The following is a 25646-nucleotide window of genomic DNA, read 5'->3' as shown; positions in this document are numbered from 1 at the left end:
TTGGCTTTTTTTAGGGTCAAGCAGCATGAGGCTTCCGCAGTAATTCCAGCTGCTATCCCATAAGCGGCAGTCACTGATAGTGTTACCGTCCCAAGCGATAGTTCTGACATCGTTCAACACATAGCAAGGCCCGTACCAGAGTGATGGCTGAGTCGTTTCAGCCCATGGTCAATAGAAAAAGATTCAACCTTGCGACATTCTCTTAACAGATCAACCCGTCGCGCACCGTTCCGTCGCACTTAATCGGAGCGCCCGCACATTTATGGAGCAGACATGACCGACCCCTTGATTCTTCAGCCCGCCAAGCCCGCAGACGCCTGCGTAATCTGGTTGCATGGCCTGGGTGCCGATCGCTACGACTTCCTGCCGGTGGCCGAAGCCCTGCAGGAAAGCTTGCTGACCACCCGCTTTGTTTTGCCCCAGGCGCCGACACGTCCGGTGACCATTAACGGCGGCTACGAGATGCCCAGCTGGTACGACATCAAGGCCATGAGTCCGGCCCGTTCGATCAGCCTGGAGGAGCTGGAAGTTTCGGCGAAGATGGTCACGGATTTGATCGAAGCGCAGAAGAGAACCGGAATAGACGCTTCGCGAATTTTCCTTGCAGGTTTCTCCCAAGGTGGAGCCGTTGTCTTCCACACCGCGTATCTGAATTGGGAAGGTCCGTTGGGTGGCGTGATCGCCCTCTCCACGTATGCGCCCACCTTTGGTGACGAGCTGGAATTGTCCGCCAGCCAGCAACGCATTCCGGCCCTGTGCCTGCATGGCCAATATGACGACGTGGTGCAGAACGCCATGGGCCGTAGCGCCTATGAGCACTTGAAGACCCGTGGTGTCACCGTGACATGGCAGGAATACCCAATGGGCCACGAAGTGTTACCCGAGGAGATCCGCGATATCGGCACTTGGTTGACCGCACGCCTGGGCTGAGACCCTGCATTAATGTAGCCGTATGACAGACACACTACGCCGCGCCCGATTCTTGCATTACACTGGCCGGCGTACATTCCTTAACCAATTAATGAGATCACCGTGCTCGAAGCACTCAAGAAGATGTTCGGCAAAAGCGAGGCCGAGCCGCTCGCGCCTGTTCCCGCTGCTCCTGCCCCGACTGCCGGCAGCCGCAATGACGGTAAACAGCCCGACCGGACTGCGCCTGTCGCCCAGCCCAAAACGCCTACGGTGACACCGCCTGAACCGGCAAAAGACGCCGCACCGGCTCCCAAGCCTCGCCGTGAGCGGGCGCCAAAGCCGCCCGTGATCCCATGGAAACTCGAAGACTTCGTCGTCGAGCCCCAGGAAGGCAAGACCCGCTTCCACGACTTCAAACTGGCTCCGGAACTGATGCACGCCATCCAGGACCTGGGCTTCCCGTACTGCACGCCGATCCAGGCGCAGGTGCTGGGCTTCACCCTGGCGGGCAAAGACGCCATCGGTCGCGCCCAGACCGGTACTGGCAAGACCGCTGCGTTCCTGATCTCGATCATCACCCAGTTGCTGCAGACGCCGCCGCCGAAAGAACGCTACATGGGCGAGCCGCGCGCGCTGATCATCGCCCCGACCCGTGAGCTGGTGGTGCAGATCGCCAAGGACGCCGCCGACCTGACCAAGTACACCGGCCTCAACGTCATGACGTTCGTCGGTGGCATGGATTTCGACAAACAGCTCAAGCACCTCGAAGCCCGTCACTGCGACATCCTGGTGGCCACACCAGGTCGCCTGCTGGACTTCAACCAGCGCGGCGACGTGCACCTGGACATGGTCGAAGTGATGGTGCTGGACGAAGCCGACCGCATGCTCGACATGGGCTTTATCCCGCAAGTGCGCCAGATCATTCGCCAGACCCCGCCGAAGTCCGAGCGCCAGACCCTGCTGTTCTCCGCCACCTTTACTGAAGACGTGATGAACCTCGCCAAGCAGTGGACCACCGACCCGTCCATCGTCGAGATCGAGGCGGAAAACGTCGCCAGCGAAAACGTCGAGCAACACATCTACGCCGTGGCCGGTGCCGACAAGTACAAGCTGCTCTACAACCTGGTCAACGACAACGGTTGGGAGCGCGTGATGGTATTCGCCAACCGCAAGGACGAAGTGCGCTGCATCGAAGAGCGCCTGGTGCGCGATGGCGTGAACGCTGCGCAACTGTCCGGTGACGTGCCGCAACACAAGCGCATCAAGACGCTGGAAGGCTTCCGCGAAGGCAAGATCCGCGTACTGGTGGCCACTGACGTGGCAGGTCGTGGGATTCACATTGACGGCATCAGCCACGTGATCAACTTCACCCTACCGGAAGTGCCGGACGACTACGTGCACCGTATTGGCCGTACTGGCCGTGCTGGTGCTGCGGGTGTGTCGATCAGTTTTGCCGGGGAAGATGACTCGTATCAGTTGCCGTCGATCGAGGCGCTGCTGGGTCGCAAGATCAGCTGCGAAACACCGCCGACGCACCTGTTGCGCCCTGTAGAGCGCAAACGCCCGTAAAACTGAAATGCGATTAAAACTGTGGGAGCGGGCTTGTGTGGGAGCTGGCTTGCCTGCGATAGCATCACCTAGGTTTAACTGAAAAACCGAGGTGCCTGCATCGCGGGCAAGCCCGGCTCCCACACAAGCCCGCTCCCACATTAGGTTCTGTGCTTGGCTTAAGACTTCCAGCGATCTGCGGCAGCGTGGTCGCTGCTACGTCCTTCCACCCAGCGCGGCCCCTCACTGGTGTTCTCTTTCTTCCAGAACGGCGCGCGCGTTTTCAAGTAATCCATCACAAACGCACAGGCATCAAACGCCGCCTGGCGATGGGCACTGGCGGCCCCGACAAACACAATCGGCTCTCCCGGCTCGAGCGCACCAATACGATGTAGCACTTCCAGCTTAAGCAGCGGCCAGCGTTGTTCAGCTTCCACAATAATCTTGGTCAGGGCCTTTTCGGTCATGCCGGGGTAGTGCTCCAGGAACATCCCCGCCACATCCAGGCCGTCATTGAAGTCGCGCACGTAGCCAACAAAACTGACCACCGCCCCCACGCCTACGTTGGCCGCGTGCATCGCGTTGACTTCGGCACCTGGATCAAACGCCTGGGCCTGCACCCGAATGGCCATGTTCAGCCCCCGGTCACGGGTGGGAAGAACGCGACTTCATCACCGGCTTGCAACGGTTCATCGAGGTTGCACAGCTCCTGGTTGCGCGCGCACATCAGGCTGGTTTCGTGGAGCACTTCAAACCCCGGGTTGGCAGCCAAGGTCTTGCGCAGGTCGTCGACCGTGGCGAAGTCGCCTTCGACCTCCAGAGAGTCCCAGCCCACCGCCTCGCTGTAACGCGCAAAAAACAATACGTTGATGCTCATGCCTGCTCCGCCTTGAAATGCCCGCTTTTACCGCCAAGCTTTTCCAGCAGGCGAATACTTTCAATGGTCATGCCGCGATCCACCGCCTTGCACATGTCGTAGATCGTCAGGGCCGCGACGCTGGCGGCGGTGAGGGCTTCCATCTCCACGCCGGTCTGCCCGGAGAGTTTGCAGCGCGCCAGGATGTGCACGGCGTCCGCACCGTCTGCGCTGAGCTCGACCTTGACGCCGGTGAGCATCAACGGGTGGCACAGAGGGATAAGGTCACTGGTTTTCTTGGCAGCCTGGATCCCGGCAATGCGGGCCACGGCAAATACGTCGCCCTTGGGATGGGCGCCGTCGACAATCATTTTCAGGGTCTCGGGCAGCATGCGCACGCGCGCTTCGGCCACGGCTTCACGGAACGTCACGGCTTTGTCGGTGACGTCGACCATGTGGGCGCGACCTTGGGAATCGAGATGAGTCAGCACGGGGTTACTCCTGATCAGGAGCACCGATTGTAAACCCAACACTGATCTAAATGTGGGGGCGGGCTTATGTGGGAGCGGGCTTGCTCGCGAAGGCGGTGTATCAGTCAATACATTCGGCGCCTGACACTCCGTCTTCGCGAGCAAGCCCGCTCCCACATTTTTGACCGCGTTTACAAATGAGATTCGGCGTATTCAGCCAGAATCGAACGTGGAACCCCTTGCAGCGCAATGTGCACGCCGTTCGGGAAGTCTTTGAAGCGTTCCGTCAGGTAGGTCAGCCCGGAGCTGGTCGCGGACAAGTAAGGGGTGTCGATCTGTGCCAGGTTGCCCAGGCACACCACTTTGGAACCGGCGCCGGCACGGGTGATGATGGTTTTCATCTGGTGCGGCGTGAGGTTCTGGCATTCATCGATCAAAATCAGGCTCTGCTGGAAGCTGCGACCCCGGATGTAGTTGAGGGATTTGAACTGCAACGGCACTTTGCTGAGGATGTAGTCGACGCTGCCATGGGTGTTTTCGTCATCCATGTGCAAGGCTTCGAGGTTGTCGGTGATCGCCCCCAGCCACGGCTCCATTTTTTCCGCCTCGGTGCCGGGCAGGAAACCGATTTCCTGGTCCAGGCCCTGCACGCTGCGGGTGGCGATGATGCGGCGATAGCGCTTGGTCACCATGGTCTGCTCGATGGCGGCAGCCAGGGCGAGAATGGTTTTACCGGAACCGGCTGCGCCCGTCAGGTTGACCAGGTGAATGTCCGGGTCAAGCAGCGCATACAGCGCCAGGCTCTGGTAGATGTCACGCGGTTTCAGGCCCCAGGCTTCCTGGTGCAACAGGGGTTCCTGATGCAGGTCGAGAATCAACAGCTTGTCGACCTGGATCTCTTTGATCCAGCCCACAAAGCCCTGTTCGTCGACGATAAACTCATTGATATGCACGGCCGGCAGGTTTTCGATCAACTGCACCTGGTGCCAGGTACGGCCATGGTCCTGACGGGTTTCAACCTTGCTGACGCGGTCCCAGAACGAGCCGGTAATCATGTGATAACCACGGGACAGCATCGACACGTCGTCGACCAGTTGGTCGGTGCTGTAGTCCTCGGCCGCGATCCCACACGCACGGGCCTTGAGGCGCATGTTGATGTCTTTGGTCACCAGCACCAGGCGCAGGTCCTTGTCGCGCGCGTGCAGGTCGATCAATTGGTTGATGATTTTGTTGTCGTTGAGGTTTTCCGGCAGCAGGCTGTTGGGCTCGCTGCGTTTGCTCATCAGGATCGACAGCAAGCCCTTGGGCCCGCTTTTGCCGCGCTGGATCGGCACGCCGAGTTCGACATCTTCCGGAGACGCTTCGCCCAGCGTCTTGTCGATCAGGCGGATGGCCTGGCGACATTCGGCGGCAACGCTGTGGTGCCCGCTTTTAAGCTTATCGAGCTCCTCCAGCACGATCATCGGGATGGCGACGTGGTGTTCTTCGAAGTTGAGCAGAGCGTTTGGATCGTGAATCAGTACGTTGGTATCAAGCACATAAAGGATTGGCTGGTCGGAAGAAGGGGTGCGTCCATGATCATCCATACTCGGTCACCTTTTGTGGGAGCCAGTCGACGCAATACCACGACAGTGCTGCGCCTCGATTCGACCACCGAATGCACCTGAGGGACGTCAAGTGCATGCCCACATGAGGAGTCTTGGAAGACGCCACCTGTGTTGCAGGTTTCGGCGATCTGACTTCGTAATACCGCAAAACATGTGACAGGAAAAAGCACTTTGACGCTTTTTTGAAGTTTATTTTTCAGGATGACGAATAGCACTAGCCGAGTGCCAGCCACCCCGTTAAAGTCGGAAGTCCGCCTGCATCGATATGTCGCACAAAACCACCCCAAAAAGTCCTCAGCCCCAACAGGGCCGGGCACTTCGTCTTTTTAACGAAATGCTTCCCGGCAGTCCTGCCAACCCAACCCACTTTGCGCCGTTGACTGTAACAACATAGGCAAAGCGACCCGCGCCTTGTCCTGGGTGTCGTGAAACACAATCACCCCTTTGCGCCACAGCATCATCAGCGTCAGTACCCGCTGCGCCGACTCATCAGCCTTGAGTTTGCCCGGATCATCCTGCGAGTCGATGTCCCACAACGCCACCTGCAGGCCTTGGCCCTGGAAGAACCCTTGGCTGTCTGCACGACGCTGTCCGTATGGCGGACGGAATAGCGGCACGTAGTTTTCCGGCATCAGGTTCTGCGCCAACGAAGCCGTACGGGTGATAGAGCTTTGCCACTCCACCCAATGGCTATGGGAACGGTATTGCCAGCCCTGGGTGCCGACGCACTGGCCTTGGTACAGCGCCTGTACATCGCTGGCGGAGCTGCGCTCAATTCGGTTTTGCAAGCTGCTGCCGAGGATGAAGAACGTGGCGTTCATCTTCTGCTTGCGCAGGTAGTCGGCAAGCCAGTCGGTATTGCCGCTGACGGGGGCCGGGCCGCCATCAAAGGTCAGCAGGAACATTCGGTCGTTGAATTCATCGCCATTGCGCTCATGGTCGCCAAACCGCGCAATTTCGCTGCTGATCTGCGGAAACAGCGCGGCTTTGCGCAGCAGTTCGTCCAGATAGCGCTCGTGGAAGGCGTGACTGGGGCCGGCCCAGCCTATGTAGAAGGAGTTTTCACTGACCTCAAATTTGCCGGCTTGCTCGCGCAGGTCGTCCATGTTTTCCACCAGGTAGCAGAACGACGCGTCTTCCTCGCAGCTCTGCTGGGCGAAGGTGTAGTTCTCCAACAGGCGCTGCCAGAGTTGGCGACGCAGGTCGTCGATGGACGCCTGGTTGATGATCTTCAAGCCCAGGCGCTGCTTTAGCGCCGTTTCATCCTGAGATTCGCTGGCCAACAGGCTGTGGGCGAACATCAGGATCTCCGCACGTGAGGCCACATCGAACAGCGCTGGGCTGCTGAGCTTTTCAGGCCATGTACCGCGGTCCAGGCTGGCCACATCCGCCGGCGCAGCCTGGGCATTCAGGCATAGCAGGAATGCCGACAATAAAAGCGCTATTCGCACGCAAGGTCTTCCTCTCCAGAGTCGTCGGCCACTATAGCCGATCACATTGGCCAGCATGGAAATAGGCTAGGCCCGACTTGAGCGCCCTTCTTCTGGAAAAACACAGAAACGTCCGACATCCATTGCACCCACACGGGTAAGAGACCTCTGGATTCCCTCCAAGCTATTGAAGGGCTTGCTTAGCGCTTCCTAAGATCGCGTCCCCCACATGGATGGACCGCGCTAGCCGCGTCGAGAGAAGAGGAAGCCCCATGCCCCGTCAAAGCGACCTGCGTTACACCTTCGAACCGCTGCGGGGCGATCCCTTCGAAGTGGTCTCATTTACCCTTCAGGAAGGCCTATCCCAACCGTTCAAACTGGAACTCGAACTCGTCAGCCATCACCAGGCCATCGACTTCTACCGCATGCTCGACCTGGCGGCAGTGTTCACGATCTGGCGCGATGACACCCCGGTTCGCTACGTCCACGGTTTGGTCAGCCTGTTCCAGCAAGGTGACACCGGCTTTCGCCGCACCCGCTACACCGCCATAGTTGAACCGACTCTGAAACGTTTCGACCTGCGCTCCAACTGGCGCATCTTCCAGGGCCAGACCGTACCCGACATCATCACCAGCATGCTCGCCGAGCAAAAGCTGACCGACATCCGCAGCGAGATCTGCTTCGAGCACCAACCTCGCGAATACTGCGTACAGGCCGGCGAAACCGACCTCGACTTCATCGCCCGCCTCGCCGCCGAAGAAGGCCTGCTCTACACCTTCGAACACCGCGCCGACGGCCACACCCTCATCCTCACCGACCGCGTTGGCGGCCTCGGCACCATCGGCACCCACACCGATTGCCCGGTGATCTACCAGCCCATGGGTGGCGGCGACTCCAAGGAACCGGCGCTGAACCGCTTCCACTATACCGAACAAGTGCGCACCGCCGTGCAGGTGCAGCGCGACTACACCTTCACCCACCCGCGCTACAACCAGCAGCACAAAGCCACTGGCGATCAGGACCTGAACAACCAGCACAAGGACTACGAACGCTACGACTACCCAGGCCGCTACAAACGCGACATCGCCGGCAAGCCCTTCACCAAAACGCGCCTGGCCGCGCTGCGCAACGACGCCAAGTTGGCGCATCTGGAGGGCGACGATGAGCGCCTGCAACCGGGGCTGGCGTTCGACCTCAACGAGCATCCGCGTGAAGACTTCAATGACCGTTGGCGCACCATCGCCATCAGACACGAAGGCAAACAGCACACCAGCTTGCAGGAAGAGTCGTTCGGCAGTGGCCTTGGTACGTCTTACTCGTTGAAAGCCAGCGCCATTCGCTGGACCTCGGATTGGAAAGCGCCGATGCGTGACAAACCGTGCATCGACGGCCCGCAAATCGCCACGGTGGTTGGCCCTCCCGGCGAGGAGATTTATTGCGATGAATGGGGCCGGGTCAAGGTGCAGTTTCCGTGGGACCGTTCGGATAAAAACAACGACCACAGCTCGTGCTGGATCCGCGTCACCCAGGGCTGGGCGGGGGCGACCTGGGGCTCCATGGCCATCCCGCGGGTGGGTCAGGAATTAGTGATCAGCTATCTGGACGGCGACCCCGACCAGCCCATCGCCACGGGGACCGCCTACCGCCAGACCAATCTGCCGCCCTACTCGCTGCCCAAACACAAGACGCGGATGACCATCAAAAGCCGCACCCATAAGGGTGAAGGTTTCAATGAGCTGCGTTTTGAGGATGAGCTGGGCCAGGAGGAAGTGTTTGTCCATGCCGAGAAAGACCAGAACACGGTGGTGAAAAATAACCAGAGCCAATCGATTGGTGCCAACCGAAGCAGCCAAATTGGCCAGGACGAGACCATCACCGTCGGCCGCACCCGTTTGCGGGTGGTGAAGGCCAACGACACCTTGAAAGTGGGGGGCAGCAAGAACGACACGGTAGCCGGCGAATACGAAATCGAAGTAGGCGGCACGCTCCGTTTGAAGTGTGGCAAGACGCTCATTGAGCTACATGCAAACGGGAAGCTGAACATCACCTGCGAGGACTTCAACATCACTGGCATGCAGGCCGGCCAGATCAACACCCTGGGCGCGAATCTCGACCTCAACCTTGCAGGTGGGACGGCCAGTGCTAGCGCGAATGGGCAAGACGGTGGTGCGTTAAAGGCCAGTGTCGATGGGCATTTCGAATAGCTGCCACCTTTCCCATCACCCAACCATTAAAGAAAAGGACACCCCTGCAATGGCTGATTATCTGACCCACGATGTAATCCTTAATTTTGCCGATGAAACGCCCGAGGACTCGACTCTGAACGTCCTGCGCTTTCGAGCGCGAGATACCACGTTGGTGATTGCCCGCAGCCCTGTTGATAAACGCCAGACCTTGGACGAGGCACTGACTGTCCAGCTGGATCAACTGCGCAACAAGACCCAAGCATTGAGCATCACACCAGCACAAGTCACTCACTTGGGAAGCCAGCAGTCAGTGGAGGGCCGAGAAATGGCCGTCCAGTTCATGACGGGAGACAAATCAAACTTTCAGCTGCAAGTCGCCTGCCTGATTCCTGGGCAACAACGCATGCTGGTTCTCAACTACAGCAAACAAGGCCCATTCAGCGACGGCGACATCACGCACTGGCGCGCCATCAAGCAAACGCTCCGCTTCTCCTGAACGTTACCGCCCCTAAGAAACCCGTTCTCGATCAGCAAGGAGCGTTTTGCCAATGGCACAAATTGTCCACGCCGCCCGGCAGGGTGACGCCATTCTTCACCCATCACTGCTCGCTGAATTGATCAGCGCAGCAGTGGAAACTGTCATCTATGCGGCAGCCGCGTTGGCGGTGACTGCCGCTATTGGCCTTGCCGTCGTGGGCACTGCATTCACGGGTGGTGCGCTCGGTGTGGTGATCGGGATGGCGGCAGGCGTTGCGGTGGGTGCCATGAGTTCGATGCCCGTAGGAGAGGACCGGAGCATCGGTGATGCCATCTCCGACTTCAGCGACTCCGTTGGCAACGCCATGTCGTCACCGAAGGTGTATGGCCAGATCGAAAGCGGTTCCGAAAATACCTTCATCAACGGCAAAGCCGCTGCTCGCGCTGCGGCGATCAGCTCCCCCAATGGGTCTGACCAAGAGGCAAAAGGAGAAGAGCCTTCAGTTCTGGAGAACGTAAGTGCGATGGCCCAAACCGCTTTGGGATTTGCATTTCCTCCCCTCAAGTTGGTCAAGGACCTCTTTGACACAGTTCATCAAATTTTCAACCCTCCCGTCACGACCCCAGCAGCGCCGGGGTTCACCCCCAAAGAAGAAGACAAGATCAAATGCTCCCGTCATCCGCCCATGCCTGAGACCTACATAGCACAGGGCTCAGACAAGGTGCTGATCAATAGTCGACCTGCGGCACGCTCGGGAGATAAAGCCACCTGCGATGCCACCATCGATGTGAACGCCAACGTCTCTCCCAATGTGCGTATTGGCGGCGCAACGGTGACCGTTCGAAACATTCACAATGGCAAAAGCAAGACTGCGCAGATCGTAGGGATTGTTGCGGCACTGCTTATATCCAGAAGAATGGCGGTTCGTTCTCGCCGCTCTCAAAGAGCAAAAGAAAACAACTCCGTAATCTGTCCAGGCGTAGGCAATCCTGTGCTTGTTTCCACCGGCAGCAAAGTACTCGGCGGTACAGAAGACGTTGACTTCAGCCTCCCTGGGTTGCTGGGCATCGAATGGGCCCGAAGCTACGACAGCAACGACTCCCGAACCGACGGACTGTTGGGCATGGGCTGGAGCGTTCCCTATGAGGTGCAAATCGTCCGTGTTCAACATCCCCACGGCGGCGAGCTATGGATCTACGTCGACGAGACAGGCAACCGCCTCGAACTGGGACAACTCATAGCCGGCAACGCCTTCGTCAGCGTCATAGATGGCTTGGCCTTCTTCCAGTTGGAGGATGGTCAGACCGTTGTCGAGGACATCTACGAAGGGCGCTATCAGGTCTTCCAGACTGATCCGCACAACCCGCAACGCTCGCGACTGATTCGCTTGGGCGATCGTAACCTCAATGTCCTCGACATGCTGTACGACAAACAGGGCCGCCTGCACTTCCTGGTCGACAAGTACAGCCAAACCGTCGTACAGCTCCACTATGATCAACAACATACAAACCGTGTCGGCAAGGTGTCTCGCGTATTCCTGCATGCAGGCGACAGCATCAGCATTGAGCGCAACAAGACCCTGGCCAGCTATCGCTATACACGCAGTGGCCAGTTGCATGAAGTGTTGGACGCGACGGACCACGTGGTCCGTCGCTTCACGTACACCGCTGAGGGCTATCTGAACAGCCACCAGATCGCCAGTGGCGCCATCCGCGAGTACGAATGGGCATGCTTTACCATCCCCGAGAACCGCCCCACACCCAAGCGCGCAGATGGCACCGGGTACCAACTTCCGCCGCTATTGGAGCCACAACCCGATCACGAATGGCGCGTCACCCGCCACTGGGGCAGCGACGGCGAAGAGTATCGATTCAAATACGACCTGGAACGCGGCGAAACCCACGTCACCGACAGCCTCGGTCGCCAAGACCATTACTACTGGGGCCCCTTCTACGAGATCTACAAACACATCGACCCCCTCGGTAACTGCTGGCAAGAGGAGATCATCGCCGGGCAATTGATGAAGAGCGTCGATCCACAGGGTGGCGAATGGCGCTACAGCTACGATGATATTGGCCGCCTGATCGAGACGCGCGATCCATTGGGGCGTAGCGAACACATCCGCTATCTCCGGCACTGGGCACTACCTATCGAAGTCACCGACGGTGCGGGGCGCACGTACCGCTCCGGCTACGATGCCCAGGGCAACCTGCTCTGGGAAGCGGATCCGCTGGGCCGCAAGACTCACTACCAATACGACCCCGAAGGCCGAGTGGTACGTGTCACCGACACGCTGGACAAGACCAAGTACCTGAGCTGGAACCTACACGGCCAATTGCTCAGTTACCGCGATTGTTCCAATGCGCAAACGCTGTACCACTACGATACCGACGGGCGCCTGTGCGAAACCGTCAATGCCCGCGGCGAGCACACTCACTATCGCTATGACCCCCGCGGCTACCTGATTGAAAGCGAGCGCCCCGACGGGCGCATCGACCGCTACGACATTGACGCCGCCGGCCAACTGATCGCCTACACCGACCCGGCCCAGCGCATCACCCGCCTGCGTTACGACCGCAGTGGTCGTCTGATCCAGCGGATTGACGCCCTCGGCCATACCGTCGAGTTCGGCTACGACGCCGGCATGCTCAAGACCTACTCTTACAGCCTGTGCCTGCTGCTGGACGAGGTAGTCATAAGAACCACGTGGGGCAGGCTCTCAAGTTGGAGCGAGCGTTCGTTGCCCAGCCAATTCCATGGCGAAACCCAAGGCGGCGAAAAATTCTTCACCGTCATGAACAACATGATCCCCGAAGCGGCCCGGTACCAGCATGTGCTGGAGCTCATGTACCAGTGCCTGGTCTCCTGCCTAAAGCGCAAATAGGGCGCCCACGACAATAGCGATGACGAAGTACAGAAGATCATCACCCAACTTCACGCCCTGCTGCGCCCGCTGCGGGGTGAAACGCCCAAGCACCTGACCGACCCGCTGACCAACGTCGTGCCACCCAGCAAGTGCTGGTGTCTCTGAAGCGGGTTCTCAACCTCTAATCCATTTCCTGGATGCTCTTACTCTGCTGGCCCATGCCACGAGACACTTTGGTCATTTAGCCAGCACTCACAGGCACCTATCGCCATCATAGGTGGAGTCAAAACGCCCAAGCCCCTAGAATCCCGTCCACGATTTAAGGAGACGACTTCATGCTGATGGTGATTTCCCCCGCCAAGACCCTCGATTTCGAGACTGCGCCTGCCACCGAGCGCTTTACCCAGCCGCAGTACCTGGACCATTCCCAGGAGCTGATCGAGCAATTGCGCGAGCTCAGCCCGGCGCAAATCAGCGAGTTGATGCACGTATCCGACAAGATCGGCGGCCTCAACGCAGCCCGCTTCGGCAGTTGGAACCCGGCGTTCACCCCGGCCAATGCCAAGCAGGCGCTGCTGGCGTTCAAGGGCGATGTGTACACCGGCCTCAACGCCGAAACCTTCAGCGATGCCGACTTCACCTACGCCCAGGACCACTTGCGCATGCTCTCCGGCCTGTACGGTTTGCTGCGCCCCTTGGACCTGATGATGCCGTACCGCCTGGAGATGGGCACCAAGCTGGCCAACGCCCGTGGCAAAGACCTGTACGCCTTCTGGGGAACGCGGATCAGCGAATGGCTGAATGAAGCCCTGGCCGAGCAAGGCGACGACGTGCTGCTGAACCTGGCCTCCAACGAGTACTTCTCGGCGGTCAAGCGCACCGCGCTGAACGCACGGATCATCAACACCGAGTTCAAGGACTTGAAGAACGGCCAGTACAAGATCATCAGCTTCTACGCCAAGAAGGCGCGGGGAATGATGAGCCGCTTTGTGATTGAAGAACGCATCAACGACCCGGCCAAGCTCAAGGCGTTTGATGTGCAGGGCTATCGCTTCAATGCAGAGCAGTCCAAGCCGGATAACCTGGTGTTTTTGCGCGATCACGCACCGGAATAAGGCTTTCGCCAGCGCAGGTGTTCAAAGGTGGGAGCTGGCTTGCCTGCGATAGCGGTGTATCAGTAGCCGATGTGCCAACTGACCCACCGCTATCGCAGGCAAGCCCGCTCCCACATTTTTGTCTGCATTTCAGCATCGAAATAGTCATTAATTTGACGTCAAAAAATATCTTGACGCATTCCTAACGATTCTTTCACTCGACATTTCCGATTTTTTTTCGTAGTGGCACCACTTTTTTCAAACACTAGTGGCACAAAACTATCCCCCCGCACCAACTCCCCATAACTACAGGCCCAAATAGCAAGTGCTATCAATATAGTACTAGTGCCATCTTTTCTAATATTTCAAGAAATTTCTGGAAACAGGATGAGCGGCCCGGAACTTCGCCTAAACCCATGGCTCATACCACCGGTAACGAAATTCTCTGTTTCTGTAGGAGATAACTTACACAGCGGCCCAAGGAAGTAGCGAAGTTGCCCCATCAACTTCGACTCACGGGTCACATTATCAACTGATATGAGTTGAGGGCGGCGATAAGGATCAATTGCTATCCCCTATAGGCCAAGGCAGCGCTTACCCAAATGTGTCAGTGATGACACCCAAGACGTTGATAAAAAAGGGCTTTATGCCTCTATCTGCGCCTTGCGGCACTGGCGTCGGGACCTTCTCCACAGAAGGCCGGCTGCATTTGAGGGCAAGCCCCAATAACAAGGCCAAGTTGCGCACAACTTGAGTGCAATAGTTAGTCACTCGTTATTCAACATGCCTGTACGCGGTAAGTCGGCGTCTATTCGCCCAACTTTCGTGGCATCAGTGACGCTTGCAAACATGAACTCCGGCCATTTAGTGGCGTGATTATTAAAGAGGTAAATGCGATGCGCATCAGCATATTTGGTCTAGGTTACGTTGGCGCAGTCTGTGCCGGTTGCCTGTCTGCCCGTGGCCACGAAGTGGTCGGCGTAGACATCTCCAAGGACAAGATCGACCTGATCAATGCCGGTAAATCGCCGATCGTTGAACCAGGCCTGGGCGAGCTGTTGAGCAAGGGGATCGAAACCGGTCGCCTGCGCGGCACTACCAACTTCGCCGAAGCCATCCGCGATACTGACCTGTCGATGATCTGCGTCGGCACGCCGAGCAAGAAAAACGGCGACCTGGAACTCGATTACATCGAAGCCGTGTGCCGCGAGATCGGTTTTGTCCTGCGTGACAAAGCCACCCGCCACACCGTCGTCGTGCGCAGCACCGTACTGCCAGGCACTGTCGCCAATGTGGTGATCCCAATCCTCGAAGACTGCTCAGGCAAAAAAGCCGGCGTCGACTTCGGCGTCGCGGTCAACCCGGAATTCCTGCGTGAATCCACCGCCATCGCCGACTACGACCTGCCACCGATGACTGTCATCGGCGAGTTCGACAAAGCCTCCGGCGATGTCTTGCAGTCGCTGTACGAAGAGCTCGATGCGCCGATCATCCGCAAGGACATCGCCGTTGCCGAAATGATCAAGTACACCTGCAACGTGTGGCACGCCACCAAAGTCACCTTCGCCAACGAAATCGGCAACATCGCCAAGGCCGTCGGCGTCGATGGTCGCGAAGTGATGGACGTGGTGTGCCAGGACAAGACCCTCAACCTGTCCCAGTACTACATGCGCCCAGGCTTCGCTTTCGGTGGCTCCTGCCTGCCAAAGGACGTGCGTGCCCTCACCTACCGCGCCGGTTCCCTGGACGTAGAAGCCCCGCTGCTCAACTCGCTGATGCGCAGCAACGAGTCCCAGGTACAAAACGCTTTCGACATCGTCAACAGCCACGACAAGCGCAAAGTCGCCCTGCTGGGCTTGAGCTTCAAGGCCGGCACCGACGACCTGCGTGAAAGCCCGCTGGTAGAGCTTGCCGAAATGCTGATCGGCAAAGGCTTCGACCTGAGTATCTACGACAGCAACGTCGAGTACGCCCGTGTCCACGGTGCGAACAAGGACTACATCGAAGGCAAGATTCCCCACGTGTCGTCCCTGCTCAACTCGGACTTCGATGAGGTGATCAACAACTCCGACGTGATCATCCTCGGCAACCGTGACGAGAAATTCCGCGCCCTGGCGCAGAACGCACCGCACGGCAAGCAAGTGATCGACCTGGTGGGCTTCATGGCCAAGGCCACCTGTGCGACCGGTCGTACCGAAGGCATTTGCTGGTAACAGCAACGGCAAGTTTCAGGCGGCGTGCGTTTCCATCCCCAGCGCCCGTCGCCTGAAGCCTTCACCACCTTCGGATGACGCTCATGTCCAAGTTAAAACATGTACTACTGCAATCTGCCGGCTGGTTGTTTTTTCTCAGCCTGCTGATGGGACTCGCCCTGCTGCTGCCGGCGAGTACGTTCGACTCCGAGTCGAAGAATTTTATTTTCCTGATTGGCGCCGTGGGTATCTGGCGCTACTCGATGGGTGCTACGCATTTCTTTCGCGGCATGCTGTTCCTGTACGTGGTCTACCCGCACCTGCGCCGCAAAGTGCGCAAGTTGGGCAAGGCCGCCGACCCGTCCCATGTGTTTCTGATGGTCACCAGTTTCCGCATCGATGCGCTGACCACCGCACAGGTCTACAGCTCGGTGATTCGCGAAGCCATCGAATGTGGTTTCCCTACCACCGTGGTGTGCTCGCTGGTGGAAATGTCCGATGAGCTGCTGGTGAAAAGCCTGTGGGAACGCATGAACCCACCGGAGCACGTGAAGCTCGACTTCGTGCGTATCGCCGGTACCGGCAAACGCGACGGCCTGGCCTTCGGTTTCCGCGCCATCTCCCGCCACCTGCCGGATGACCGCGCCGTGGTGGCCGTGATCGATGGCGACACCGTGCTGGCCGAAGGCGTCGTGCGCAAGACCGTGCCGTGGTTCCAGCTGTTCGGCAATGTCGGCGGCCTGACCACCAACGAGTTCTGCGAAGTGCGTGGCGGCTACATCATGAGCGAGTGGCACAAACTGCGCTTTGCCCAACGCCACATCAACATGTGCTCGATGGCCCTGTCCAAGCGCGTGCTGACCATGACCGGCCGTATGTCGGTGTTCCGTGCCAGCGTAGTGACCGACCCGGGCTTTATCGCCGACGTGGAAAGCGACTCGCTGCAACACTGGCGCCTGGGCCGCTTCAAGTTTTTGACCGGCGACGACAAGTCCAGCTGGTTCAGCCTGATGCGCCTGGGCTACGACACCTTCTACGTGCCCGATGCCGCGATCAACACCGTGGAACACCCGCCGGAAAAAAGCTTTATCAAGGCCAGCCGCAAGCTGATGTTCCGCTGGTACGGCAACAACCTGCGCCAGAACTCCCGTGCGCTGGGCCTGGGTGTGCGTCGCCTCGGCTTGTTCACCAGCGTGGTGCTGTTCGACCAGCGTGTGTCGATGTGGACGTCGTTGCTCGGCCTGACGGTCGCGATCATTGCCACCTTCAAGTACGGCGGCGCGTTCATCCTCGCGTACCTGCTGTGGATCGGCATCACTCGCTTGATTCTCACCCTGTTGCTGTCGTGCTCCGGCCACAAGATCGGCCCGGCTTACCCGGTGATTCTCTATTACAACCAGATCATGGGCGCGCTGGTGAAGATCTACGTGTTCTTCCGCCTTGATCAACAGTCCTGGACCCGCCAGGACACCAAACTGACCCGCGATTTGGCCAGCTTTCAACGTTGGTTCAACACCTGGTCGTCTCGGACCATGACCTTCTCCGCCGGCAGCATCTTCGTCGCCGTTTTGCTGATGATGGTCTGAACCTGCCAAGCCTGAATTAACTTAGGAATACACCTGATGAATAGCCAAGCAAACGTCAACGTTGTCCACGAATCCGAAGCCCAGCGCCAACATGCCCGGGTCAAAATCCCGGCCAAGCTGCGCTTTTTCAACACTGACCGCACACCGACCGAAGCCCGGGTGATCGACCTGTCCGCCGGCGGCCTGGCATTCACCTCCACCCAGCCGTTGACCGTCGGCGAAGTGCACAAGGGCCGCCTGCAGTTTGTGATCGATAACCTCGGCCTGGCCATGGACGTCGAGCTGCAAATCCGCTCCTACGACCGCCAGACCGGTCGTGCCGGTTGCCAGTTCCAGAACCTGGAGCAGCAAGATATTTCCACCCTGCGCCACCTGATCACCTCGCACCTGTCCGGTGACATCGTGACCATGGGCGACGTGCTGGCGACCCTGCAACGCGACAACTTCACCAAGGCGCGCAAGGTCAAGGACAGCGGCAGCGGCATGACCGCCTTCGGTCGCCTGCGTGCGGTGACGTTCAGCGCCGGCATTTTTATCGTCGGCTTGGCGGCGTTCGGTTTCGTCTTCAAATCGGTGTACGGCATGTACTTCGTCAGCCACGCCCAGGCCGGTTTGGTGAGCGTGCCCGGCATGAACGTCACCATGCCGCGCGATGGCACCGTGCAAAGCCTGCTGAAGGGTGATGGGATTGCCGCCAAAGGCGCACCACTGGCGACGTTCAGCACCAGCATGCTGGATGTGCTCAAGGGCCACCTGGACGAAGACCAGCTGCAACCGGCCAAGGTTGAAGAACTGTTCGGCAAGCAAATGACCGGCACCCTGACTTCGCCGTGCGATTGCGTGGTGGCCCAGCAAATGGTCGCCGACGGTCAATACGCCAACAAAGGCGACGTGATCTTCCAACTGGTACCCCGTGGCAGCCTGGCCAATGTGGAGGCGCGCTTCACCTATCGCCAGTTCGCCGATGTTCGACCAGGTACGCCGGTGAGCTTCCAGGTGGCCGACGAAGAGCAGACCCGCACCGGCACCATCGTCAGCAGCACCAGCCTGAACAGCGCCGACCTGTCCTCCGACATCCGCGTGCAGATCAAGCCTGACGCACCGCTGGACAGCACCTACGCCGGCCGCCCGGTAGAAGTGACCAGCGACCGTGGCCCCTCGCTGAACTGGCTGATCGACAAAGCCATGGCCAACGGTCTGTAAGCGAGGACATGCCTGTGAACCCTATTTCAACAACAACACCGGCCAATGTGGGAGCCGGGCTTGCCCGCGATAGCATCCACTCGGTACACCTGCAACACCGAGGTGCCCGCATCGCAGGCAAGCCAGCTCCCACACAAAGCAGATCTCACTCAGCCATGGCCTGCTGTGCTCTGGCACTGGCAGTCAGCCTTGCCGGTTGCGCCGGTCTACCCGACCAACGCCTGGCCAACGAAGCGCTGAAACGTGGCGACACCGTCACCGCCCAGCAGAATTACCAGCAACTGGCAGACCTGGGCTACAGCGAGGCCCAAGTGGGCCTGGCCGATATCCAGGTAGGCACTCGCGATCCGGCGCAAATCAAACAGGCTGAAGCCACTTACCGGGCGGCGGCTGATACGTCGCCCCGCGCCCAGGCCCGACTCGGTCGCCTGCTGGTGGCCAAACCCGGCAGCACCGAAGCCGAGCACCACGAAGCCGAAGGCCTGCTGAAAAAAGCTTTTGCCAATGGCGAAGGCAATACCCTGATCCCGCTGGCGATGCTGTACCTGCAATACCCGCACAGCTTCCCGAACGTGAACGCCCAGCAGCAGATCAGCCAGTGGCAAACGGCGGGTTACCCGGAAGCGGGTCTGGCCCAAGTGCTGCTGTATCGCACCCAAGGCACGTACGACCAGCATTTGGATGATGTGGAACGCATCTGCAAGGCCGCGCTGAACACCACCGATATCTGCTACGTCGAACTGGCCACGGTCTACCAGAAAAAGGCCGAACCCGAGAAACAAGCCGAGCTGCTCAAGCAGATGGAAGCCGGCTACAGCCGTGGAACCGTCACCGCACAACGTGTCGACAGTGTTGCTCGCGTACTGGGCGATGCCACTCTCGGCCAACCGGACGAAAAAACCGCCCAGGCGCTGCTGGAAAAAATCGCCCCGGGCTACCCCGCGTCCTGGGTCAGCCTGGCGCAACTGCTCTACGACTTCCCGGAACTGGGCGACGTCGACCAGATGATGAAGTACCTGGACAACGGCCGCGCCGCCGACCAACCGCGCGCCGAGCTGTTGCTGGGCAAGCTCTACTACGAAGGCAAGTGGGTACCGGCGGACGCCAAGGCCGCCGAAGCACATTTCGAAAAAGCCGTCGGCCGTGAAGTGGCCGCCGATTACTACCTCGGCCAGATCTACCGCCGTGGCTACCTGGGCAAGGTCTATCCGCAAAAAGCCCTGGACCACTTGCTGACCGCTGCGCGCAACGGCCAGAACAGCGCCGACTTTGCTATCGCCCAGTTGTTTTCCCAAGGCAAGGGCACCAAGCCCGACCCATTGAACGCCTATGTCTTCAGCCAGTTGGCTAAAGCCCAGGACACGCCAGAGGCCAACGACTTGGCCACTCAACTTGAAGCCCCGCTGACACCGGAGCAACGCACCCAAGGCCAACGCCTGGTGCAACAAGAGCTGGCGACCCGCGGCACCTTGGCCCAGAGCACGTTGCAACTGCACGCCCTGGATGAAGAAGACGGCGAGGAATCCCTATGAAGCTCAATCCATTCGTCAAGGCCGGCATTGGCCTGACCTTCGCCCTGCTGTGGTCGTGCCCGACCCTGGCCGCGCTGACCGAAGCCAAGAACTTCGGCCTGGAAGTGAAAGCCACCGCCCAGTCCGAAGATGACCGCGACCTCGGCACCCAGAAAGGCGGTGACGTCAACGGTATCGGCCTCGACCTGCGTCCTTGGATCTACGGTGAAAGCGGCGCGTGGAGCGCCTACGCCATGGGCCAGGCCGTGGTATCGAGCGACATCATCGAGACCGACCCCCTGCAACAGTCGGCCGATGACGAGAACCAGCAAACCAGCAACAGCGACCGCAAGGCCAAGAAAAACTATTTGGCCATGCGTGAGTTCTGGGTCGGCTACAGCGGCTTCACGCCCTACCCCGGCGAGATCCTCAAGCTCGGTCGCCAACGCCTGCGCAATGACGACGGCCAGTGGCGCGACACCAATATCGAAGCGCTGAACTGGACCTTCGACACCACCTTGCTCAAAGCCAACGTGGGCGTCGCCGAACGTTTCAGCGAATACCGCACCGACCTCAAGGAACTGGCCCCGGTCGACAAGGACCGCCAGCACCTCTACGCCGACGCCGCCTACCAGTGGACGCCCGGCCAGTGGATCGGCCTGCGCGGCCACCACACCCATGACAACGGCAAGCTCGACTATCCGGAGCCGGGTGTACCGACCGACTCATTGGACAAACGCGAGAACGGCGACCTGTCCTGGCTCGGTATCGAAGCCAACAGCGACGCCTACAACTGGCGCAACACCAACACCGTCAACTACTGGGCAAGCATCACCGGCATGCGCGGTGATCGCGACAAGGTCAACGCCTTGACCGCCGACGGCAGCCGCCCGGCCCAAGCCAAGCGCAGCGATGACGTAAGCGGCTGGGCCACCGACCTGGGTATCCGCCTGCGTCTGGACCCGCAGTGGCAAGTGGGCGCGGCCTATTCGCGCGCCAGCGCCGAGTACGAGCAGAACGGCTTGCAAAGCAACCGCTCGAACTGGACCGGCACCCAGTCCCGCGTACACCGCTTCGGCGAAGCGTTTCGCGGCGAGATGAACAACATGCAGTCCATGAGCCTGTTCGGTTCCTGGCAGCTGCGCGAGGACTACGACGCCAGCCTGGTGTACCACAAGTTCTGGCGCGTCGACGGCAACAAGCCAGTGGGCAGCAACGGCATCGATGCCGTGCAGAACAACACCGATGACGTGACCGGCGCGATTGTGTCCAGCACGTCCCTGCCGCTTGAAGATGGCAAGAAAGACCTGGGCCAAGAGATGGACCTGGTGGTCACCAAGTACTTCGAGAAAGGCCTGTTGCCGGCGGCGCTCAGCCAGTCGATCGACGAACCGTCGGCCCTGGTGCGTTTCCGTGCAGGTGTGTTCAAACCGGGCGACGCCTATGGCAGCCAGGTTGACTCGTACATGCATCGCGCGTTTGTCGACGTGATCTGGAAATTCTGATGGGAGCCTGCGCGATGAACCCTCAAGCCCTCAAAGGCTCGGTCAGCCTGCTGGTCGCAGCCATGCTGCTCGCCAGCACTTCGGCCTTTGCCGACGGTGCGGCGGTGAAGGCGCCGACCATCGCCAAAGAGCTGCAACAGGCCAAGACCTACACCATTTCCAGCCCGCCCACCGCGCCGCTGGAAATGGCCAAGCCGGCCCTGCCAGACCTGTCGGGCTACACCGTCGCGGCGATGGAAAAGAAAATCGTCAAGTCCAAGCCCGGCAAAATCAGCATCCGTCGCATGATGCAGGAAGACGCCCTCAAGGACTTTATCGGCGGTGACAACAAGATGGCCGAATGGGTGGTGCGCCAGCATGGCATTCCCCAGGCAATCTTTGTCGACGACGGCTACATGAACCTCAAGGACCTGCTGGGCAAGGTGCCCAAGCAGTACTTCAGCGAAACGTCGCCCGGTGTGTTCCTCGCCAAACTGCCGATTGTGGTGGGGCGCAAAGGCATCCTGGAAATCGACAAGAAGACCCAGGAGTTGCGCCTGTCCCAGGAAGCCGGTTCGTTCCTGATCAACGACGGCCAGCTGTTTGTGCGCGACACCAAGATCACCGGCTGGAGCGAAAAAGCCAACGGCCCGGCGCTGTTCAAGTCGCCCAAGGAATTCCGTCCGTTCCTGCTGGCTTGGGGCGGTACCGAAACCTACGTCGCCAACAGCAAGATGGCCAGTTTCGGTTACGCCAACAGTAAGTCGTACGGGGTGAGTATTTCCCAGTACACGCCGAACATGGCCAAGGTGCTCAAGCGCGCGGAACCGACCGGTTGGATCATCGACTCCGAGTTCTCGGACATGTGGTACGGCTTCTACTGCTACGAGACCACGGGCTTTGTGCTCAAGGGCAATACCTACAAAGACAACATCGTCTACGGCATTGACCCCCATGACCGTTCCCACGGTTTGATCATCGCGGACAACACCGTCTACGGCACCAAGAAGAAGCACGGCATCATCATTTCCCGGGAAGTGAACGACAGCTTCATCTTCAACAACCGCAGCTACGACAACAAGCTCTCGGGCCTGGTGATCGACCGTAACAGCGTGAACAACCTGATCGCCGACAACGAGATCTACCGCAACCACACCGACGGCATCACGCTCTATGAGAGCGGCGACAACCTGCTGTGGGGCAACAAGGTGATTGCCAACCGTCGCCACGGCATCCGCGTGCGTAACAGCGTGAACATCAAGCTGTACGAGAACACCTCGATGGCCAACGGCCTGACCGGTCTCTACGGCCACATCAAGGATTTGACCGACACCGACCGTGACATCGCCCTCGACCCGTTCGACGCCCAGGTGTCGCTGATTGTGGTCGGCGGTGAACTGGCGGGTAACGGCAGCGGGCCGCTGTCCATCGACTCGCCATTGAGCGTGGAGCTGTACCGCGTGTCGATGCTGGCGCCGACCAAATCCAGCGGCATCAGCTTCAACGGTGTGCTGGGTGATCGCCAGGAAGAGATTCTCGACCTGCTGGTGCGCCAGCAGAAAGCCGTGCTGATCGACCCTGTCGAACGCCAGACCGAAATGCAGGACTGAGGATGACCCTTATGCACCCACACATGATCAAACTGCTGAGCCTCTCGGGTCTGACCCTCGGCCTGCTCGCGGCCAGCCAAGGCGTGCGCGCCGATGAAGTGAAGGCGCCGACCTTCACCGCCGAACCGTGCTGCAGCCTGTGCCCCGCCGCCCATGACGCGAAAAACTACACCACGCGCTACCAGCAGAACTTCACCACCCTGGTACAAGCCCAGGGCGACTGGTTGTTCCGTACCCAGGAAGACCTGCGCACCGAATTCGACACCAGCCCGGCAGGCTACAAACGCATGCAGCAACTGCACGATGCGTTCAAGGCCAAGGGCGTGGAATTGGTGGTGGTTTATCAACCAACCCGGGGGTTGGTGAACCGCAACAAACTCAATCCTGAGGAAAAAGCCAAGTTCGATTTCGACAAGGCCCTGGCCAATTACAAGACCATGCTCGGCCGTTTCGCCAAGATGGGCTACGTGGTGCCAGACCTATCGCCATTGACCAACGAACAGCTTCCAGATGAATTGCCGGCCCACGATTTCTACTTCCGCGGTGACCAACACTGGACCCCCTACGGCGCCCAGCGCACCGCGAAAATCGTCGGCGAAAAAGTGCGTGCCATGCCGGAGTTCGCCGGCATCCCGCAGCGTGAATTCGAAACCACACGCTCCGGGCGCATGGGCAAGACCGGCACCCTGCACAACATGGCCGGGCAATTGTGCGGCACCAGCTACGCGGTCCAGTACATGGACCAGTTCACCACTGAACCGAAGGGCGAAGCGGGCGACGGCGACCTGTTCGGCGATTCGGGCAACCCGCAGATCACCCTGGTGGGCACCAGCCACAGTGGCAAGAACTACAACTTCGCGGGCTTCCTGGAACAGGAAATCGGTGCGGACATTCTCAACGTCGCCTTCCCGGGCGGTGGCTTGGAAGGCTCGATGATCCAGTACCTGGGCAGCGATGAATTCCAGAAGACTCCGCCGAAGATTTTGATCTGGGAATTCTCGCCGCTGTATCGCCTGGACCAGGAGACCATCTACCGCCAGATGATGTCGCTGCTCGACAACGGCTGCGAAGGCAAGACCGCGCAGATGACCGCCAGCACTTCTTTGAAACCCGGCAAGAACGAATTGCTGGTGAACAGTTCGAACAAAGACCTGCGTAATGCCAATCACCAGGTTGATATCCGCTTCGCCGACCCGTCGGTGAAAACCCTGCAAGCCACCCTCTGGTACATGAACGGGCGCCACGAGGACCTCAAGATCGAAAAACCCGAAACATCCGATACAGACGGGCGTTTCGCCTTCGAACTGCGCACCGATGAAGACTGGGCCTCACAGAACTTGCTGGCCGTGGAAGTCCAGGGCCCCGAGGCGGGCCAGGCCGCGCAGAAGGTTGAAGCGAAAATTTGCACACGCAACGTATTCCCAAGCGGCGGCCAAAAAACCGCCCAACTCGGGCAATGAGGTTACCTATGCAGAAGTTATTGATCCCCACGTTGCTGGGCCTGGCGATCTTCGCCGGCTCAGTCAACGCCGCCGCACCATTGCGTCCGCCCCAGGGCTACTTTGCCCCGATCGAAGCGTTCAAGACCGGCGACTTCAAAAATGACTGCGACGCCATGCCGGCGCCGTACACCGGCTCGCTGCAATTTCGCAGCAAGTACGAGGGTTCGGACAAGGCTCGCGCCACGCTCAATACCCAGTCCGAAAAGGCCTTTCGCGACAGCACCGCCGACATCACCAAGCTGGAAAAAGACACCAGCAAGCGCGTGATGCAGTTCATGCGCGACGGTCGTCCGGAGCAATTGGAATGCACGCTGAATTGGCTCACCAGTTGGGCCAAGGCCGATGCGCTGATGTCCAAGGACTTCAACCACACCGGCAAGTCCATGCGCAAATGGGCGTTGGGCAGCATGGCGTCGGCCTATGTGCGCTTGAAGTTTTCCGACTCGCACCCGCTGGCTAACCATCAGCAGGAGTCGCAGTTGATCGAGGCCTGGTTCAACAAACTGGCTGACCAAGTGGTGAGCGATTGGGACAACCTGCCGCTGGAAAAAACCAACAACCACTCCTATTGGGCCGCCTGGTCGGTAATGGCGACGTCCATCGCCACCAATCGTCGTGATCTGTTTGATTGGGCCGTGAAGGAATACAAGGTCGGCGTGAACCAGGTCGACGACCAAGGCTTCCTGCCGAATGAATTGAAGCGTCAGCAACGGGCCTTGTCGTACCACAACTACGCCCTGCCGCCACTGTCGATGATCGCCAGTTTTGCCCTGGTCAATGGTGTTGATTTGCGCCAGGAAAACAACAGCGCGCTCAAACGCCTGGGCGACAAGGTGCTGGCCGGGGTGAAAGACCCGGACATCTTCGAGCAGAAGAACGGCAAGGAACAGGACATGAAGGATTTGAAGCAGGACATGAAATTCGCCTGGCTCGAACCCTTCTGCACCCTCTACACCTGCGCCCCGGATGTGGTGGAGCGCAAGCACGGGATGCAGCCGTTCAAGACTTTCCGCCTGGGGGGTGACCTGACCAAGGTCTACGACCCGGCGCATGAAAAAGGCAACAAAGGCAGCTGACGAAACAGGGGCCCAATGTGGGAGCGGGCTTGCTC

The 25646-nt window shown here is 59.3% G+C and carries 19 protein-coding genes; 14 read left to right on the top strand and 5 right to left on the bottom strand.

Annotated elements, in window-relative coordinates; genetic code table 11:
- Positions 1-273 precede the first annotated feature (273 nt).
- On the top strand, positions 274-930 hold the full coding sequence (locus CFE47_RS08900) for an alpha/beta hydrolase (protein ID WP_185707824.1): 657 nt from the start codon (positions 274-276) through the stop codon (positions 928-930).
- A gap of 102 nt (positions 931-1032) precedes the next feature.
- The gene (gene rhlB, locus CFE47_RS08895; RefSeq protein ID WP_286836320.1) at positions 1033-2481 is read left to right on the top strand and encodes an ATP-dependent RNA helicase RhlB; all 1449 of its coding nucleotides are present in this window, start codon (positions 1033-1035) and stop codon (positions 2479-2481) included.
- Positions 2482-2639: 158 nt separating this feature from the next.
- Here the strand turns inward: rhlB and moaE are convergent, their stop codons facing one another.
- The 5 genes from moaE to CFE47_RS08870 form a co-directional block, all read right to left on the bottom strand.
- Positions 2640-3092 (bottom strand): molybdopterin synthase catalytic subunit MoaE, encoded by a 453-nt coding sequence (gene moaE / locus CFE47_RS08890; RefSeq protein WP_286836319.1) that lies wholly within the window; start codon positions 3090-3092, stop codon positions 2640-2642.
- A gap of 2 nt (positions 3093-3094) precedes the next feature.
- The gene (gene moaD / locus CFE47_RS08885) at positions 3095-3337 is read right to left on the bottom strand and encodes a molybdopterin converting factor subunit 1 (protein ID WP_286836318.1); all 243 of its coding nucleotides are present in this window, start codon (positions 3335-3337) and stop codon (positions 3095-3097) included.
- Complete coding sequence (gene moaC, locus CFE47_RS08880; protein WP_286836317.1) at positions 3334-3807, bottom strand: cyclic pyranopterin monophosphate synthase MoaC; 474 nt, start codon at positions 3805-3807, stop codon at positions 3334-3336. The genes moaD and moaC overlap by 4 nt, the downstream gene beginning before the upstream one ends.
- Before the next feature lie 170 nt (positions 3808-3977).
- Positions 3978-5372: a PhoH family protein gene (locus CFE47_RS08875; protein ID WP_185707832.1), complete on the bottom strand. Its 1395-nt coding sequence runs from the start codon at positions 5370-5372 to the stop codon at positions 3978-3980.
- Between the two features lie 347 nt (positions 5373-5719).
- Positions 5720-6844: a polysaccharide deacetylase family protein gene (locus CFE47_RS08870; protein ID WP_185707833.1), complete on the bottom strand. Its 1125-nt coding sequence runs from the start codon at positions 6842-6844 to the stop codon at positions 5720-5722.
- Between the two features lie 251 nt (positions 6845-7095).
- On the opposite strand from CFE47_RS08870, the gene CFE47_RS08865 reads away from it, so the two are divergent.
- From CFE47_RS08865 to CFE47_RS08810, 12 genes are all read left to right on the top strand, one after another.
- Positions 7096-9027 (top strand): type VI secretion system Vgr family protein, encoded by a 1932-nt coding sequence (locus CFE47_RS08865; RefSeq protein ID WP_286836316.1) that lies wholly within the window; start codon positions 7096-7098, stop codon positions 9025-9027.
- A 49-nt stretch (positions 9028-9076) separates the two neighbouring features.
- A complete protein-coding gene (locus CFE47_RS08860; protein ID WP_286836315.1) occupies positions 9077-9505 on the top strand; it encodes a DcrB-related protein in 429 nt (142 codons plus the stop codon).
- 52 nt (positions 9506-9557) lie between these two features.
- Positions 9558-12371 carry a DotU family type IV/VI secretion system protein gene (locus CFE47_RS08855; RefSeq protein ID WP_286836314.1) on the top strand — a complete coding sequence of 938 codons (2814 nt, stop codon included), beginning with the start codon at positions 9558-9560 and terminating at the stop codon, positions 12369-12371.
- 317 nt (positions 12372-12688) lie between these two features.
- A complete protein-coding gene (gene yaaA, locus CFE47_RS08850) occupies positions 12689-13468 on the top strand; it encodes a peroxide stress protein YaaA (RefSeq protein WP_286836313.1) in 780 nt (259 codons plus the stop codon).
- 875 nt (positions 13469-14343) lie between these two features.
- The gene (locus CFE47_RS08845; RefSeq protein ID WP_286836312.1) at positions 14344-15660 is read left to right on the top strand and encodes a nucleotide sugar dehydrogenase; all 1317 of its coding nucleotides are present in this window, start codon (positions 14344-14346) and stop codon (positions 15658-15660) included.
- A gap of 83 nt (positions 15661-15743) precedes the next feature.
- Positions 15744-17225: a mannuronan synthase gene (alg8, locus tag CFE47_RS08840; RefSeq protein ID WP_164445076.1), complete on the top strand. Its 1482-nt coding sequence runs from the start codon at positions 15744-15746 to the stop codon at positions 17223-17225.
- A gap of 36 nt (positions 17226-17261) precedes the next feature.
- On the top strand, positions 17262-18428 hold the full coding sequence (locus tag CFE47_RS08835; protein ID WP_185708438.1) for an alginate biosynthesis protein Alg44: 1167 nt from the start codon (positions 17262-17264) through the stop codon (positions 18426-18428).
- Positions 18429-18583: 155 nt separating this feature from the next.
- Positions 18584-19960 carry an alginate biosynthesis TPR repeat lipoprotein AlgK gene (algK, locus tag CFE47_RS08830; RefSeq protein ID WP_286836311.1) on the top strand — a complete coding sequence of 459 codons (1377 nt, stop codon included), beginning with the start codon at positions 18584-18586 and terminating at the stop codon, positions 19958-19960.
- Positions 19957-21444, top strand: coding sequence for an alginate export family protein (locus CFE47_RS08825; RefSeq protein WP_286836310.1), 1488 nt, complete (start codon positions 19957-19959; stop codon positions 21442-21444). The genes algK and CFE47_RS08825 overlap by 4 nt, the downstream gene beginning before the upstream one ends.
- The gene (gene algG / locus CFE47_RS08820) at positions 21444-23033 is read left to right on the top strand and encodes a mannuronan 5-epimerase AlgG (RefSeq protein ID WP_286836309.1); all 1590 of its coding nucleotides are present in this window, start codon (positions 21444-21446) and stop codon (positions 23031-23033) included. Before CFE47_RS08825 ends, algG begins: the two co-directional genes overlap by 1 nt.
- A gap of 11 nt (positions 23034-23044) precedes the next feature.
- Positions 23045-24493, top strand: a complete 1449-nt coding sequence (locus CFE47_RS08815) for an alginate O-acetyltransferase (protein ID WP_185708456.1) — start codon at positions 23045-23047, stop codon at positions 24491-24493.
- Between the two features lie 8 nt (positions 24494-24501).
- Entirely contained in the window at positions 24502-25611 is a 1110-nt protein-coding gene (locus tag CFE47_RS08810) for a mannuronate-specific alginate lyase (protein ID WP_286836308.1), read from the top strand.
- The last annotated feature ends 35 nt before the right edge of the window (positions 25612-25646 follow it).

The sequence above is a fragment of the Pseudomonas sp. PGPPP1 genome (assembly GCF_002255865.1).
GTDB lineage: Bacteria > Pseudomonadota > Gammaproteobacteria > Pseudomonadales > Pseudomonadaceae > Aquipseudomonas > Aquipseudomonas cremoris.
This window is presented reverse-complemented; position numbering and strand designations above follow the sequence as displayed.